Here is a 16,482-nt window from a genome sequence, read left to right as displayed (position 1 = left end):
CTTGCATGTATTAGGCACGCCGCCAGCGTTCGTCCTGAGCCAGGATCAAACTCTCCAATAAAGAGTTGATATAGCTCTTAAAAATGTCTATTTAATAGACTTAGAATTAACGTTGACGTTTCTGTTTTGTTTAGTTTTCAAAGAACTATTTTCGCTCTACATCAGCGACAAAAAATATTATAACAAGTCATTTCTTTTTTGTCAACTTCCGCGAAAATTTTTTAAAAGAAAATTATCATTTGATTTTCTCACACTCATTAACAACAAATAATATAATATCACCGAACTTCGCAGAAGTCAATAACAATTATTTAATAAAATTTCTGAGCGGAATAATAATGTACCACTTTCATTTAGATGCTGTCAATCATTTTTTTAAAAGAGACAAAGCAGGGAGCTAACCTGCTTTGTCTTTCTTCTTTTGGCCATTTTATCTCTTTTGTATTTCTTCCATTAATAATTTATTTACCATCGGCGGATTTGCCTGTCCCTTTGTCGCTTTCATGATTTGGCCAACTAAGAAACCAATCGCCTTTTGCTTACCATTTTTAAAGTCTTCAATTGATTTTGGATTTGCATCCAATGCTTCATTGACAAACTTACGTAATGTTTCATCATCAGAAATTTGGACTAATCCTTTTTCTTTTACGATTTTTTCCGCATCTCCGCCATTCTCGATTAACTCTTTAAATACTTGCTTCGCTATTTTAGAAGAAATGGTTCCATTTTCGATTAGCTTGATCATACCTGCTAATCCTTCTGCTGTAAGAGCGATATCAGCTAATTCTTTGCCTTCAGCATTTAAATAAGCTGATACTTCTCCCATGATCCAGTTTGATGCCTGTTTTGCATCAGCTCCAGCAGCAAGAGTTTGTTCAAAGAAATCAGACATTTCTTTTGTCATAGTTAATACTTGTGCATCATATTCAGGTAAGCCAAGCTCATCTACATAACGTTTACGACGAGCGTCAGGAAGCTCTGGAATGGATGCACGTATTCTTTCTTTCCATTCATCATCAATATAAAGCTCAACAAGGTCCGGCTCAGGGAAGTAACGATAATCTTCTGAACCTTCTTTTACACGCATTAAGATCGTCTTTTTCGTTGCTTCATCATAGCGGCGTGTCTCTTGTTGAATTTCCCCGCCAGCACGTAGGATTTTCTCTTGGCGTTTTTCCTCATACTCTAATCCGTTTTTTACAAAAGCAAATGAGTTTAAGTTTTTAAGCTCTGTCTTCGTACCAAATTCTTTTTGACCTTCAGGACGTAAAGAAATGTTAGCATCACATCGCAATGAGCCTTCTTCCATTTTACAATCAGAAACACCTGTATATTGGATAATTGCTTTTAATTTTTCTAAATAAGCATATGCTTCTTCTGGTGTCCGGATATCCGGCTCTGATACGATTTCAATAAGCGGGGTACCTTGACGATTAAGGTCAACCAAGGAATAACCGTCATTGGAGTGGATAAGCTTTCCTGCATCCTCTTCCATGTGAATACGTGTAATCCCGATGCGTTTCGTTTCACCGTTTACTTCGATATCAATCCAGCCGTTTTCACCTATTGGCTTATCAAATTGTGAAATTTGGTAAGCTTTTGGATTGTCCGGATAAAAATAGTTTTTACGATCAAATTTTGTTTCAGTTGCAACTTCACAATTAAGTGCCATGCATGCTTTCATTGCGAAATCGACAACCTTTTTATTTAGAACTGGCAATACTCCAGGATAACCTAGTTCGACAACTGTTGTATTTGTATTAGGCTCTGCGCCAAAGTGGTTTGGAGCACTTGAAAAGATTTTTGAATCTGTTTTTAATTCAACATGGACCTCTAGTCCAATTACCGTTTCATATTTCATTGATTTCTCACCCCTTACAATTCAGGTTTTGCTTTATGATGATCTGTTGCTTGCTCAAATGTGTAAGCAACGCGGTAAATTGTGCTTTCATCAAAATGCTTTCCGATAATTTGTAAACCGAGCGGCAATCCATGAGATAAACCACAAGGAACGGAAATACCAGGTACACCTGCAAGGTTTACTGGAATCGTTAAAATATCATTAGCATACATCGTTAACGGGTCTTTTACATTTTCACCAATTTTAAATGCTGGAGTCGGTGTTGTCGGCCCAATAATAACGTCGTATTTTTCAAATACGTCTTCAAAGTCTTTTTTGATTAAGGTACGTACCTTTTGCGCCTTTTTATAATAGGCATCATAATAACCTGAGCTTAACGCAAATGTACCAAGCATTATTCTGCGTTTAACTTCATTTCCAAACCCTTCGGCACGAGTTTGTTTGTACATTTCGATTAAATTTTCTGCATTGTCAGTACGATAACCGTAGCGGACACCATCAAAACGAGCTAGATTTGCAGAAGCCTCTGATGAAGATAATAAATAGTATGTAGCAAGTGCATATTTTGAGTGCGGCAGTGATACCTCTTCCCAAGTTGCTCCTAATCCTTCTAACACTTTAAGTGAGTCAAGAACAGACTGCTTTACTTCCTCATTAACACCTTCACCTAAATATTCTTTCGGCACAGCAATCTTTAATCCTTTTACATCACCAGTTAAGGAAGATAGGAAGTCCGGTACTTCAACGTCCGCAGAAGTTGAATCCATTTCGTCTACACCTGAAATCGTTTGTAATAAATAGGCATTATCCTCGACATTGCGTGTGATTGGTCCAATTTGGTCTAATGAAGAGGCAAACGCAACTAACCCAAAACGTGATACACGGCCATAAGTTGGTTTTAGACCGACAACACCACAAAAAGCTGCTGGTTGACGAATAGAGCCTCCTGTATCAGAGCCTAATGAGAAAGGAACCTCTCCTGCTGCAACCGCCGCAGCTGACCCGCCGCTTGAACCGCCCGGTACTGTTTCAAGATTCCATGGGTTTTTCGTAGGCTTGTAACCGGAATTTTCAGTTGAAGAACCCATTGCAAACTCGTCCATATTTAACTTACCAATAGTAACAGCTTCTGCCTTTTGAAGGTGTTTTACAACTGTCGCATCATAAATCGGATCAAAGTTTTCCAGGATTTTACTTGCGCATGTCGTGCGCAATCCTTTTGTTACAATATTATCTTTAATCCCAATTGGCATACCAAATAATAGCCCAAACTCGTCACGGCTATCTAATGCCTCATCTAATTCCTTTGCATATATACGTGCTTTCTCTTCATTTAATGTTAAAAACGCTCCGACTTTATCATCAACCTCTTGTATTCGTTTAAACGATTCTTCTACCAAGTCAGAAACGGTAATTTCTTTTTTATGTAAGAGTTCTTTTAATTCTGATAGTTTACGATCAAAAAGCGTCACGCTTGTCCCTCCCTTATTCTAAAATTGATGGTACACGAATATAACCATCCTCATGATCTGGGGCATTTTTAATTACTTCCTCGTTGTCCAACCCTTTTTTAGGGGTATCTTCTCTCATGATATTTTTCATATCTAATACATGTGATGTTGGTTTCACATTTTCGGTATCTACTTCATTTAGCTGCTCAGCAAACGTAATGATGGCATCTAATTGCTGGGTAAAAAGCTTCGCATCCTCTTCAGTTATAGCTAATCGCGCTAAATTCGCTACGTGTTTAACTTGTTCTACTGATATTCTTGACATATCATTTCACCTCCACAAAATCGTTCATCCACAATACTCTGATGATACCAAAACAAAGACTAATTAATCAATATCAGAAAAAGCGGAACCAACTTGCTTAGTCACGGCAGAACAAAAGCGCAAGCGCCTCGTTCAGCCCCGATAAGACGATTTAGAATAGAAGGCGCTTTTTGCCTTCAATTCTAAATTGGCTTATGACCTCGAGGGGCTAGGCGCTGGAGCTGGATTTCAAAGCGCTTACCCACAGTTCAAGAATTTTATAATTCCTAAGCAATAAAAAAAGCGCAAGGCGCCTGCCTATCGGCGACAAGCATAAGGCGAACAGGAATAGAAGGTGTTCTTTACCTTCAATTCCTGTTTGACTTATGACCTCGAGCCGATGGCGCCTGGAGCTAGATTCAGAAACGCAAGCTATGGTTAAGAAAATATATAAATTCTGATAGTAAAATAAAAACCGCTAGCAATCAAAACCAGCGGCTCCAATTATTCTATTTCAATTCTTGTTGACTTCTTCTTTTCTAAACGAATCTCAAGCATCCCGTTTCTGTAAACTGCCTTCATCTTTTTGTTGTTGACATAATCCGGTATTTGGACAATGCGTGTACCGCCAATTTTTCGTATAGGATGCTTCTGTTCTTTTACTGTGATAACCACTTGATTTCCACGCAGCTCTACACTTATATCGTTTTTAGGGACACCCGGCAGTTCAGCGTTGATCATGAAATTCAAGTCATCTTCTGCAATCTCAGCAGTAAAGCTGGCTGCAGTCGTTTTTTTAAAAGCCTGATCTATAGAATCCAAAAGTGTTCGCTTTGGACGTTGCTGAAAGAAGTCATTTATCATCTTCATTGGATCACTCACAGCAAATCCTCCTCATTTTCTTTAGTTATATTATCTATATGAAACAAAAAAGTTTTTTGCCTAGGCGAAAAATAATGGCTTTTATTTTTTTGAATATTCAAAATTATTTTACTTTATTTTATTTTTGTAAACGCTTTCAAGTATGGTATGTTAGTCCCTAGTGTACATAGACAAGCCTTGGAAATTTGTTACTTTGCCTTGAAATATGGGTAATAGTTTGATAGCTTTATAAACCATAAGCAAAAGCTTGATAAGTTTGAATATTCAAACTTTAATAGCGAATAAATAATTAGGAGTGATTTGGTGGAAATAGGAATTCTTATTTCTTTAGGAATCTACATGGTTGGAATGCTGTTGATAGGTTGGTATGCTTATAAGAAAACTTCAGACCTATCAGACTATATGTTAGGTGGCCGCGGGTTAGGTCCAGCAGTAACCGCACTTTCAGCTGGGGCTTCAGATATGAGCGGCTGGATGCTAATGGGATTGCCTGGCGCCATGTATGTATCAGGACTTTCAAGCATATGGCTGGCTATCGGATTAACAATTGGAGCTTATCTTAATTACTTGCTGATTGCTCCACGTCTCCGAACGTATACTGAAGTTGCAAATGATTCCATTACGATTCCTGACTTTTTTGAAAATCGATTTAGTGATGATTCAAAAATTCTGCGAAGTTTTTCTGCTTTAGTTATCTTTATTTTCTTCACATTGTACACTTCTGCAGGTTTAGTTTCAGGCGGTACTTTGTTTGAGTCAGCATTTGACTTAGATTATAAATTTGGTTTGTTTTTAACAGCTGGCGTCGTTATGGCTTATACCTTATTTGGCGGTTTTCTGGCCGTAAGTTTAACTGATTTTGTTCAAGGCTTAATCATGTTTATTACCCTTATTTTAGTGCCGATTGTAGCTTTGACGGATATCGGAGGTTTTACATCTACATTTAATGAAATTCGTCAAATTGATAGCAATATGCTTAATATTTTTACTGGAACATCTGTCATTAGTATTATTTCTTTACTTGCATGGGGGCTAGGTTATTTTGGGCAGCCGCATATTATTGTCCGCTTTATGGCCATTTCTTCGCTTAAAGAACTTAAGCCAGCTCGCCGGATTGGAATGGGCTGGATGATTATCTCAATTATCGGGGCAATGCTTACAGGACTTATTGGTGCAGCTTATATTTCGAAAACTGGAGCAACATTAGATGACCCTGAGACAATTTTTATTTATTTCTCTGAACTTTTGTTTCATCCACTTATTACCGGATTCTTGCTTGCTGCGATTTTAGCCGCTATTATGAGTACCATTTCATCACAGCTTCTTGTTACGGCAAGTGCAATGACAGAGGATTTTTATAAAGCCTTTTTACGTAGGAATGCTACTGACAAAGAGCTTGTCCTTATAGGCAGACTATCCGTTTTACTCGTAGCGATTATCGCTATCTTCTTATCTATCAATCCTAATGACACAATATTGGGTCTTGTTGGATATGCATGGGCTGGATTTGGTTCAGCATTTGGTCCTGCGATTCTATTAAGCTTGTTCTGGAAACGTATGACCAAGTGGGGAGCATTATCAGGTATTATAGTTGGTGCATTAACTGTATTAATCTGGGTGAACATTCCAGCGGCGAAGAACTTTATGTATGAAATGATACCAGGCTTCGCTTTAAGTTTAATCTCAGTTATTGTTGTAAGTCTATTGACTAAAGCACCTTCAACTGAGGTTAAAAACACGTTTAATAAAATGGAAGAAAAACTTACTTTATAAATGGAACAATAAACGAACGGGAAAACCCATTTACAACTGAAATAAAATTCAAAGAAGGCATCACAAGTAACAATGATGCCTTCTTTCTTTTTCTTAATAATCTTTTACCTATATGGTCTTTAAGATGGTGTAATTTCCTTAGTCTCTTGCACATCTCTTTGTGCTTTTTTTGACCAATATGTCGCAACAAGCGGACCTGATATGTTATGCCAAACACTGAAGATTGCACTCGGAACAGCTGTAACGGGAGAAAAATGAGCTGTAGCCAAGGCAGCAGCCAGCCCTGAATTCTGCATTCCGACTTCAATTGCGATCGCTTTTTGGTCAGCATATGGGAACTTGCATATTTTTGAAATAAGAAATCCTAACATCAACCCGACTAAATTATGCAGAATAACCACACCCAGCATTAAAAGCCCAGATTCTAGAATATGATCTTTATTCGCTGCAACAACGGCAGATATAACTCCCACAATCCCAATTACGGAAACCAAAGGAAGAACCTTTGCTCCCTCCTCGGCTTTATCTTTTAATAACCATTTAAAGATGATCCCTAAAATGATTGGAATAAGAACAATTTGTATAGTAGAGATTAGCATATCCTTTCCATCAACAGGGAGCCATTGACTCGCAAGTAAATAAATGAGTGCTGGTGTCAAAATCGGAGAAACCAAAGTTGCAACTGCTGAAACTGCTAGTGATAATGCAATATTTCCTTTTGCCAAATAAGTCATAACATTAGATGCAGTACCTCCTGGGCAGCATCCTACTAAAATGACCCCTACAGCTAATTCTGGCGGCAGATTAAGTCCCACTGCTAAAAGATACGCAATACCCGGCATAATGATGTATTGTGCTGCAACCCCGACAAAAACAGCTAGAGGCTGCTTAAAAACGGCTTTAAAATCATTTACTGATAATGTCAAACCCATTCCAAACATGATGATTCCAAGTAAAATTGAAATGTAAGGGGCAATCCAAATAAACCCTCCTGGAAAAAACATAGCTAATGCAGTAAATACCAAAACCCAAATGATAAAGGTATTTCCTGCAGCTGTACTAATTCTTGCTAACGTATTCATGTTAAATCCACCTTTATCTTTTGACTAGACAATTATACATTATTTTCAGAAAATATCAATTAGTCAAAAATTAACAAGATCAGTTCTGTAATGAACTCTTTTATCAAACGAAATGTACCTAATGCATAATATCCCACCGATAAACACTTATTTTCCACCCTTTCGCCTAGTAAGATTTTCTAATACATGGTAAGATTGTACAAAATGAAACGGTATCAGGGGTGGTTGGTGTGAAGAAATTTTTAATTGGTTTTGGAGGCGTTTTAATCGTTCTCGGTGCAGGGGGCATCATCAATCATATCTCAATGACATTTAAGGCGGTACAGGAAGAACAAGAAATGTATGGCGGGTCCGTTCAATTTATGACGCTTCAGCTTATCGGATCATTAGAACCTTATCTTACATGTTTAATCGGCGGCGGGGTCATCATTTCCATCGCGTTGTTTCTTAATGAATACCAAAAGCGCAGCGAACTGACCTCTCAGCTAATACAAGTGCTTTCTGAGCAGCGTTCTGCACAAAAAGAGGACAAGGTACAAGAAACCACTTCAAAACAAGATGACTTCAATGAAGCAAAGACTGTACCCACACCCCCGGAAACAATTGAGGTAAAGAGCAATCAGGATGATGAGCGGTTTTATTGGAAAGGATAGAATAGAACAATAGCGGTGAAGCTGGATACCGAAACGCTTATCCACAATTTAAACAATTTGATAATTTCCTAATAACAAATAAAAAGCGCAAGCGCCTTGATCAACCTGGGGAAAATAAGACGATCATGAATAGAAGGCGCTTGCGTTTTTGATCTTATAACATTTCCGAAGTAGTTTTTGCCTGCAAATGCAGCAGCAAATAATCAGGACCACCTGCTTTTGAATCTGTTCCGGACATATTAAATCCTCCAAATGGCTGATATCCCACAATGGCTCCCGTACAGCCCCGATTAAAATAAAGATTACCTACATGAAAATCTTCTCTTGCTTTTTCAATATGTTCCCGATTGTTCGTTAACACAGCACCAGTAAGGCCATAATCTGTATTATTTGCAATATTGATAGCATGATCGAAATCCTTTGCTTTGCAGAACGCAACGACCGGGCCGAATATTTCCTCCTTCATAATACGGGCATCTTCATCAACATCGGCAAAAATAGTTGGCTCGATAAAATAGCCTTTTGTTTGATCTCCTTTTCCACCAACTAATAATTTCCCTTCTTCTTTTCCTATCTCAATATAGCTTAAGATTTTTTCATAGGCCGCTTGATCAATAACTGGACCCATATAAGTTGAGGAATCCTCTGGGTCACCTACTGCTAACTCTTTTGTGATCTCAACAACTCGATGTAACACTTGGTCGTAAACGTCTTCAAGAATGACAGCCCGTGAGCAGGCAGAACATTTTTGTCCTGAAAAACCAAAAGCAGATGCGACAATGGATTGGGCTGCTAATTCCAAATCCGCTGACGAATCAACGATAATCGTGTCTTTTCCTCCCATCTCGGCAATGACCCTCTTTAACCAAATCTGACCCTCCTGTACCTTTGCAGCACGCTCATAGATTCTCACTCCGACTTCACGCGAGCCAGTAAAACTAATAAATCTTGTTCGGGGATGGTCTACTAAATAGTCCCCCACCTCTGAACCGCTTCCTGGAACATAATTGACCACACCTGACGGCAGTCCTGCTTCTTCTAATACGTCTAAAAATTTAGCGGCAATCACTGGTGTCGCACTAGCCGGTTTTAATAAGACGGTATTACCTGATACAATAGCCGCTGCAGTCATCCCTGCCATTATCGCAAAAGCAAAGTTCCATGGTGAAATGATGATACCTACACCAAGCGGTATGTAAGTGTAACGATTATATTCAATTGGCCTTGATTCAACAGGGATTCCATCCTTTAATTTCAGCATTTGTCTTCCATAGAACTCCATAAAATCAATTGCCTCTGCTGTATCAGCATCCGCTTCTTTCCAAGGCTTACCTGCTTCCTTTACAAGAAAGGCAGAAAATTCATGCTTCCGACGCCGAACGATGGCAGCTGCACGAAACAAAATATCTGCTCTCATTTCAGGTTTAGTTTTACGCCATACCTGAAATGTTTCATCAGCAATTTGCATGGCTCTTTCGGCATGCTCCTTCGTTGCTTTTGATACAACCCCAACTACTTCATCCTTGTTGGCAGGATTAATAGAGATGATTTTATCCTTTGTTTTGACGCGCTCTCCGCCTAATACCAAGTCATAATGTTGATGTATATAGGATTGAACAATCTTAAGTCCTTGAAGAAACGCTTGTTTATTTTCTTCAATTGAAAAGTCAGTAAATGGTTCGTGCTTGTAAGGTACTGTCATTCCCAAGTCCCTCCTTTAAAATCTAAAAAAATCATTTCCTCTACTTTCCTATCTCTAGCTTCTAATCTTGCAATTGAGCGCTTATGCTTCATTCGTATGCACAGCTATTGATAGAAATGAGTATCTTTTTCTCGACCTAGAAGGATAGGCTAAAATAAAAAGGAGCTGTCTCACACGAAAGCCGCCTTCATCACAAACCATAAATTGTAGATGAAGAGGTCCGGCTTCTTAGACAGCCCCTTTGATAGCTATTTATTTATAAATATGAACGGTTGGTTCTTCTTGATTTGGTTCTTTGATAATGACGGCTTCTTGACCTGTAGTTGACATCACATTCACTTCAAGTGAAATGTAATCAGGAAAATATTCCATGACCTTTCCTGTGACAAACTGTGTAAAGGCAATCACTTCAGCCTTCCCATAAAATTGCATTGGGATTTCGATATCCAAGTAATTCAATTCGCCATTTTTATAAAAGGCTTTTCCAATGACACCAGTATAGTTAGGGAAAAATTCTTCAACATCTTGTTTAAAGCGATTGAACATTTGCGCATCATCGCGATAATCATTTGTTGCTTCATCGGATGGAAAGAAATAATAATCCTCATCAATATCTTCCCATTTCTCTAAACTGTTGCTTCCCTCTTTTACAGTTGTCTTCGCAACGAAATTACCAGGAACAATCGATGACTTCTTCTCTTGTTCATATATAGCAAAAACAATCGGCACCTTTTCTAGTCCTTTTGTACTCCTTACACGCTTCAAAATAATTTCGGCCATTTGCTTCCCTTGTGCCAGAAGCTCTTCTGTACTTATTTCATGTTCTCTAGGATAGCCATGCTCTTCCTGATAATAATGAACAGAGTTCATCGCCAAGCCGATCACGACTCCGCCTAATTCAACGGTATCATCTTTGCGAATTAAATAATCATGTTCAAGTATATGGGAAAGATAGATTGGATATTTCGAATGTAATTCCGTAAGGCTTTGGCCGTCAGCCTCAGGCAATGCCGGGTTAAGACCAACCTCAACATACTTTTCATCCGCTCCAGTCGTATTTTTATCCTGACTCTTTGCTGCTTCTTGAGCTTCTTTTAGCTCATTACCAACTTTTTTCCGTTGCAGCCAGCTGCTGATATCTTCCCCTTTTAAATATTGGCCTTCCTGGTATAAATAGTTATCAGGAGAAAAGGACTCTTGCGCAACTCGCATTAAGCCTGTTTCAAACTCGTCAATATCTAAGCGGGTGTTTAATTGCTCTGCAACAAGCCCCCTCGCTTCCCCCTGCTTAAACGGCAAGATCATCTTATAATACGAATCTGAAATATTGTATTTCGGGATAATCGCCTGTTCTTTTGATTCATCCTCAGTTTCCTGCACGATTTCTTCTTGCTCTCCAAAGTTCGGTGCACAAGCCGTTAAAACAAGAAAACTTGCTGTTAACACCATTAATAGCTTTTTTTTCAAGTGAATTCACACCTCTTATTTATTTAGTTCCTCAAGGAGCCGAGCTTCATCCCATACTTCTATGTTTAATTCCTGGGCTTTCTTCAGCTTGCTGCCTGCTGCTTCACCTGCAACAACTAAATCTGTACTTTTACTTACACTTCCTGTCACTTTACCACCGAGCCGCTCTATCCCTTCTTTTGCTTCATTTCGAGTTAGCTGCTCAAGCTTACCGGTTAAAACAACCGTTTTTCCGGCTAAATAGGAATCACTTTCTTCAGGTCTTACTAGTTTTGGTCCTTTATAGAGCGTGTTTACCCCTAATGACTTAAGCTCATTCACTAAATGTTGAACATCCGGATTCTCAAAATATGTAACAACGGAATCAGCCATCTTATCTCCTATCTCATTGATCGCAATAAGATCATCTTTTGATGCCCGTTGAAGTTGGTCAATTGATTCAAATGCTTGGGCGATGGTTTTCGCTGCTTTTGCACCAACATGACGAATGCCTAAACCAAATAAAAGCCGTTCAAGTGAGTTTTCCTTTGATTGTTCGATCGCTTTTAATAGGTTATCAGTCGATTTTTCCCCCATTCTCTCAAGACCCAGCAGCTGTTCTCTCTTTAGGCGGTATAAATCCGCTACATCCTTAATTAACCCCTCTTGAAACAATTGGGCCACAACTCGTTCACCAAGACCATCAATATTCATCGCATTTCTTGATACAAAGTGGATGAGACCTTCCTTTATTTGTGCCGGACATTGCGGGTTGATGCAGCGGAGAGCTACTTCGCCCTCAATGCGAACGAGCTCGCTTTCACATGCAGGGCAATGTGTAGGCATAGTAAAGTCTTGTTCTTCACCCGATCGATGATCAACAAGCACATTAACAACCTCTGGGATAATGTCCCCTGCTTTTTTCACCACAACGGTATCACCAAGTTTGATGTCCTTTTCTCTAATTAAGTCCTCATTATGGAGTGAGGCACGTTGTACAGTTGTTCCGGCTACACGCACTGGTTCTAAAATGGCCGTTGGTGTAATCACACCTGTTCTTCCAACACTTAATTCAATGTCTATAAGCTTTGTCGTAACTTCCTCAGCAGGGAATTTATAAGCGATTGCCCAACGCGGACTTTTTGCTGTAAATCCAAGCTCTTCCTGTTGTGCGAGGGAATCAACTTTGATAACAATCCCATCAATATCATAAGATAAGGTTGCTCTTTTTTCCTGAATCCCTTCAATAAAGGAGAGGATTTCTTCAACATTTTCACATTTTCTGCGTTCTTTATTTGTTTTAAATCCGACTTCTTCTAATAAATCCAAGGCTTCACTATGTCTTTCAACACCTGTTCCGCCAAGGTCAGCAATGCTGTAAACAAAAATATCAAGGTTCCGTTTTGCCGCGATTTTGGGATCAAGCTGTCTAATAGAGCCAGCTGCAGCATTCCGCGGGTTAGCAAATGGCTCTTCTTCATTTTGTAAACGAAGCTCATTTAATTTTTCAAATGATTTTTTTGGCATAAATGCCTCGCCTCGTACTTCAAAACTCAGTTCTTGTTTTAGCCTAAGCGGAATGGATCGTATTGTTTTGAGGTTTTCTGTAATATCCTCACCGGTTGTACCGTCTCCGCGTGTAGCACCTTGTACAAAATAACCATTTTCATAACGCAACGATACGGCTAAACCGTCAATTTTCAACTCAGCCACGTATTGAACATCATCACCTACCGCTTGTCTTACCCGGCGGTCAAAATCACGTAAATCCTGTTCATTAAATGCATTCCCTAAGCTTAGCATAGGTGTTCTGTGGACAACCTTTTGAAAGGCCTCTAAAATGGTCCCTCCAACCCTTTGAGTTGGAGAGTCCGGTGATTTCAATTCAGGGAAATCTTCTTCGAGCTTGATTAATTCTTGTAAAAGCCGATCATATTCAGAATCAGGTACGCTCGGTTGATCTAAAACATGGTATTCGTAATTATACGTGTTAAGCAGCTCATGCAGTTCCAAAGCTTTTTTAATTGCTGATTGTTTATCCATAGAGATTCCAATCCTTTCTTTCTAACGTCTTCTCTTTAGACCCGATTTATTGGGGCAAATTTTGCTAACAGCCGTTTAATTCCTACTGGGCTTGGAAAAGCAATATCTAATTCCTTTCCTTCTCCTGACCCTTTTACACTTACGACTGTGCCAATTCCCCACTTTTTATGTTCAGCCTTATCACCAACTGCCCAGGAAATATCATCACCGCCTGTTGAGGCAACAACCGGTCTTGTAACTGGCGGACGTTTTTCCAAACGACGCCCTTGATTAAACGATGCAGCTGGTTTCTTTGCTTCATGAAGACATTCAATCAATTCGCTTGGGATCTCTGCGATAAAGCGCGACTCAGGGTTCATGCTTGTTCTTCCAAACAGAGTACGCATTTGTGCATTTGAAATAAACAGTTCTTTTTCAGCTCGTGTGATTCCCACATATGCTAAACGGCGCTCTTCCTCCATTTCATCCTCTTCCGTTAAGGAGCGGCTATGCGGGAAAACACCTTCCTCAAGACCGATTAAGAACACAACTGGAAACTCTAATCCCTTTGCAGAGTGAAGGGTCATGAGGACAACTGCGTCATTTTGCTCTTGCTCATCCTCTTCAAGTTTATCAATATCAGATACAAGGGCTAAATCAGTTAAAAAGGCAACAAGACTTTTATCGTCATTTTGCTTTTCAAAGGTTTGCGTAACAGAAAGAAACTCATCGATATTCTCCAAACGGCTTTGTGCCTCGATTGTCTTTTCTTGTACAAGCATTTCCCGATACCCAGATTTCTCAATGATTTCCTCAGCAAGCTCTGTAACAGACAAGTAATCCTGCATATTGCCAAGATTGCGGATCATTTCGCGGAATTCCACTAATGCCTTAACAACCTTTGCACTAACACCGACTTGTTCAATTTCTTCTATTGCTTGAAATAAAGATAGGTCATTATCTAATGCATAGTTTGCAATTTTATCTACAGATGTAGAGCCGACACCCCGTTTCGGGACATTAATAATTCGGGCTAAGCTAATATCGTCATCCGGGTTGGCAATTAAGCGCAGGTATGCTAGCAAGTCCTTAATCTCTTTTCTGTCATAGAACTTGATTCCGCCGACAATGGTATAATTAATGTTGGATTTAAGCAAAACTTCCTCGATAATCCTTGATTGTGCATTTGTCCGATATAGAATCGCAATATCCGAAAGCTTCCGTTCCCCTGAATCAACCAATTGTTTAATTTTTCCCGCAACAAATTGGCCTTCTGCTGATTCGCTATCAGCACGATAATACATAATCTTCGCGCCTTGTTGATTCTCAGTCCATAGCTTTTTAGGTTTTCGATTTGAATTATGTTTAATAACCTCATTGGCAGCCTCTAATATTAGCTTTGTTGAACGATAGTTTTGTTCAAGCAAAATGACATTTGCATGAGGATAGTCCTTTTCAAACGATAGAATGTTGGCAATATCTGCACCGCGCCAGCGATAAATAGACTGATCAGAGTCCCCGACAACACATAAATTTTTAAAACGAGCAGCTAAAAGCTTTACTAGCATATATTGTGCTCTATTCGTATCTTGATACTCATCGACATGAATATATTGGAATTTACGCTGGTAGGTTTCAAGAACCTCTGGAACACGTTGAAATAATTGGATCGTTGTCATAATTAAGTCATCAAAATCAAGTGATTGATTTTTGCGCAGCTTCCTTTGATATTCCTTATAAACATCACTTACAACTTGTTCATAATGGCTGCTTGCCGTCTTTTCATATTCATCAGGTGTTAACAATTCGTTTTTTGCACTGCTAATCGAACCAAGCAAGCTTCTTGGTTCGTACTTTTTCGGATCAAGATTTTTTTCTTTTAGCACAGTTTTAATAACCGACAATTGATCTGTCGTATCAAGAATGGAAAAGTTACGATTGATTCCCATTCTGTCACTGTCTCGACGCAAAATACGGACACACATAGAGTGAAAAGTTGAAATCCAAATGTCATCCGCACCAGCCCCTAAGATGCTTTGAATTCTCTCTTTCATTTCCCGAGCAGCTTTATTTGTAAAGGTAATCGCTAATATATTCCAAGGGGCAATTTGTTTTTCGATCATTAAGTAGGCGATCCGATGTGTTAACACACGGGTTTTCCCACTTCCCGCCCCAGCCATAATCAATAAGGGGCCATCTGTTGTTTTTACTGCTTCCTGTTGCTTGTCATTCAAACCAGCAAGTAATTGATTTGATAAAAATTGCAACTGCTTCACCACCCTAACAAACATATGTTCTATTTTAATAAAGATTGAGGCTTAATGCTAGTCCTCAGACAGCCTCGTCCAACATTAAGATTTAACAGCAGCAACCGTTTGTAAAGCTGCTTTCAAATCTGTGTAAATAACATTTCCAACGACAACAACATCTGCATGCTTTGCAAAATCCTTTGCTTCTTCTGGTGACGAAATGCCTCCACCGTAAAAAAGCTTCGTATCCTTTAATACCTGCTTGGTTTGCTCGACAACCGGGAGATCACCTAATTTTCCACTGTATTCTAAATAAAAAATCGGAAGATGAAACATATTCTCCGCAACACGGGCATATGCTACGACATCATCAACTGAGATGTCTGTTTTTGCTTCTGTTATACTAGCTGCCTTACAATCAGGATTTAATATACAATATCCTTCCACGATCACTTCTTCCCAGTTCATGATTTCTCCATATTCCTTCACCGCTTCCTGGTGCAAATCAATCATCCATTTTGTACTTCTACTATTTAAAACCGTTGGGATAAAATATAGATCAAACCCGGGAATGATGGCTTCAGGTGTTGAAACCTCTAAAATGCATGGGACCAGATATCTGCGGATTCTGGACATGAGATTTAACACATTATCTTCCGTAATATGATCACTGCCTCCTACGATAATCCCATCGGTGCCAGATTCACAAATTTTTTCTAAGTCCTCATCACTTATTTCTTTATCAGGATCGAGTTTAAACACATGCTTCCACTCGCTAATATCATACATGCAGGAATTCCTCCATTCAAAACATCCATTTCACTATTATAACAAAGAACACGTAGGCGAAAAACTTAACTCTTTATGAAGATGGTAAAATCCAATAACGATAACTCCAGTAATGGATTTTACCATGTTTAGATAAGAAACAGAAGTCCAAAAGGGATGGTGCCTTATGTTGGAAGGTTATCTTTTTTTCCCATAAGAAAAACCGGGCAAAAACCGCCCGGTCCTTTTTTGTCTAGCGAATATCCGATAGCTTGTACTCTATTCCATG

12 protein-coding genes and 1 rRNA gene are annotated in these 16,482 nt (G+C 39.1%); 2 read left to right on the top strand and 11 right to left on the bottom strand.

What is annotated here, in order from left to right:
* The 5 genes from Q1B07_RS23510 to Q1B07_RS23490 form a co-directional block, all read right to left on the bottom strand.
* A 16S ribosomal RNA gene (locus Q1B07_RS23510) occupies window positions 1-61 on the bottom strand; the annotation flags it as partial.
* A 369-nt stretch (window positions 62-430) separates the two neighbouring features.
* Window positions 431-1,861, bottom strand: a complete 1,431-nt coding sequence (gatB, locus tag Q1B07_RS23505) for an Asp-tRNA(Asn)/Glu-tRNA(Gln) amidotransferase subunit GatB (protein WP_299094445.1) — start codon at window positions 1,859-1,861, stop codon at window positions 431-433.
* 14 nt (window positions 1,862-1,875) lie between these two features.
* Entirely contained in the window at window positions 1,876-3,333 is a 1,458-nt protein-coding gene (gene gatA / locus Q1B07_RS23500; protein WP_299094447.1) for an Asp-tRNA(Asn)/Glu-tRNA(Gln) amidotransferase subunit GatA, read from the bottom strand.
* A 13-nt stretch (window positions 3,334-3,346) separates the two neighbouring features.
* The gene (gene gatC / locus Q1B07_RS23495; RefSeq protein ID WP_299094450.1) at window positions 3,347-3,637 is read right to left on the bottom strand and encodes an Asp-tRNA(Asn)/Glu-tRNA(Gln) amidotransferase subunit GatC; all 291 of its coding nucleotides are present in this window, start codon (window positions 3,635-3,637) and stop codon (window positions 3,347-3,349) included.
* 483 nt (window positions 3,638-4,120) lie between these two features.
* The gene (locus tag Q1B07_RS23490; RefSeq protein ID WP_299094452.1) at window positions 4,121-4,498 is read right to left on the bottom strand and encodes an Hsp20/alpha crystallin family protein; all 378 of its coding nucleotides are present in this window, start codon (window positions 4,496-4,498) and stop codon (window positions 4,121-4,123) included.
* Between the two features lie 303 nt (window positions 4,499-4,801).
* Between Q1B07_RS23490 and putP the strand changes: the two genes are divergently transcribed.
* Complete coding sequence (gene putP / locus Q1B07_RS23485; RefSeq protein WP_299094454.1) at window positions 4,802-6,271, top strand: sodium/proline symporter PutP; 1,470 nt, start codon at window positions 4,802-4,804, stop codon at window positions 6,269-6,271.
* Window positions 6,272-6,390: 119 nt separating this feature from the next.
* On the opposite strand, the gene Q1B07_RS23480 is transcribed toward putP, so the two are convergent.
* A complete protein-coding gene (locus Q1B07_RS23480; RefSeq protein ID WP_299094456.1) occupies window positions 6,391-7,353 on the bottom strand; it encodes a bile acid:sodium symporter family protein in 963 nt (320 codons plus the stop codon).
* 230 nt (window positions 7,354-7,583) lie between these two features.
* On the opposite strand from Q1B07_RS23480, the gene Q1B07_RS23475 reads away from it, so the two are divergent.
* Window positions 7,584-8,006 (top strand): hypothetical protein, encoded by a 423-nt coding sequence (locus tag Q1B07_RS23475; RefSeq protein WP_299094458.1) that lies wholly within the window; start codon window positions 7,584-7,586, stop codon window positions 8,004-8,006.
* Window positions 8,007-8,160: 154 nt separating this feature from the next.
* Here Q1B07_RS23475 and pruA read toward each other — a convergent pair whose 3' ends face one another.
* From pruA to Q1B07_RS23450, 5 genes are all read right to left on the bottom strand, one after another.
* Window positions 8,161-9,708 (bottom strand): L-glutamate gamma-semialdehyde dehydrogenase, encoded by a 1,548-nt coding sequence (gene pruA, locus Q1B07_RS23470; protein WP_299094460.1) that lies wholly within the window; start codon window positions 9,706-9,708, stop codon window positions 8,161-8,163.
* A gap of 252 nt (window positions 9,709-9,960) precedes the next feature.
* Window positions 9,961-11,175: a CamS family sex pheromone protein gene (locus Q1B07_RS23465; RefSeq protein WP_299094462.1), complete on the bottom strand. Its 1,215-nt coding sequence runs from the start codon at window positions 11,173-11,175 to the stop codon at window positions 9,961-9,963.
* A 15-nt stretch (window positions 11,176-11,190) separates the two neighbouring features.
* On the bottom strand, window positions 11,191-13,197 hold the full coding sequence (gene ligA / locus Q1B07_RS23460) for an NAD-dependent DNA ligase LigA (protein ID WP_299094464.1): 2,007 nt from the start codon (window positions 13,195-13,197) through the stop codon (window positions 11,191-11,193).
* Between the two features lie 35 nt (window positions 13,198-13,232).
* A complete protein-coding gene (gene pcrA / locus Q1B07_RS23455; RefSeq protein ID WP_299094466.1) occupies window positions 13,233-15,443 on the bottom strand; it encodes a DNA helicase PcrA in 2,211 nt (736 codons plus the stop codon).
* A gap of 84 nt (window positions 15,444-15,527) precedes the next feature.
* On the bottom strand, window positions 15,528-16,214 hold the full coding sequence (locus Q1B07_RS23450) for a heptaprenylglyceryl phosphate synthase (RefSeq protein ID WP_299094467.1): 687 nt from the start codon (window positions 16,212-16,214) through the stop codon (window positions 15,528-15,530).
* Between the last annotated feature and the right edge of the window lie 268 nt (window positions 16,215-16,482).

It is taken from the genome of uncultured Metabacillus sp. (genome assembly GCF_947503125.1).
Taxonomy (GTDB): Bacteria; Bacillota; Bacilli; order Bacillales; family Bacillaceae; genus Metabacillus.
Note: the sequence above shows the minus strand (reverse complement) of the source record. Positions and strands in the feature narration are given on the sequence as shown.

Bases quoted from the DNA above. Each gene is read 5' to 3' on its own strand.
- gatB (WP_299094445.1), bottom strand. From the start codon at position 1,861: ATGAAATATGAAACGGTAATTGGACTAGAGGTCCATGTTGAATTAAAA.
- gatC (WP_299094450.1), bottom strand. From the start codon at position 3,637: ATGTCAAGAATATCAGTAGAACAAGTTAAACACGTAGCGAATTTAGCG.
- Q1B07_RS23480 (WP_299094456.1), bottom strand. From the start codon at position 7,353: ATGAATACGTTAGCAAGAATTAGTACAGCTGCAGGAAATACCTTTATC.
- pruA (WP_299094460.1), bottom strand. From the start codon at position 9,708: ATGACAGTACCTTACAAGCACGAACCATTTACTGACTTTTCAATTGAA.
- ligA (WP_299094464.1), bottom strand. From the start codon at position 13,197: ATGGATAAACAATCAGCAATTAAAAAAGCTTTGGAACTGCATGAGCTG.
- Q1B07_RS23450 (WP_299094467.1), bottom strand. From the start codon at position 16,214: ATGTATGATATTAGCGAGTGGAAGCATGTGTTTAAACTCGATCCTGAT.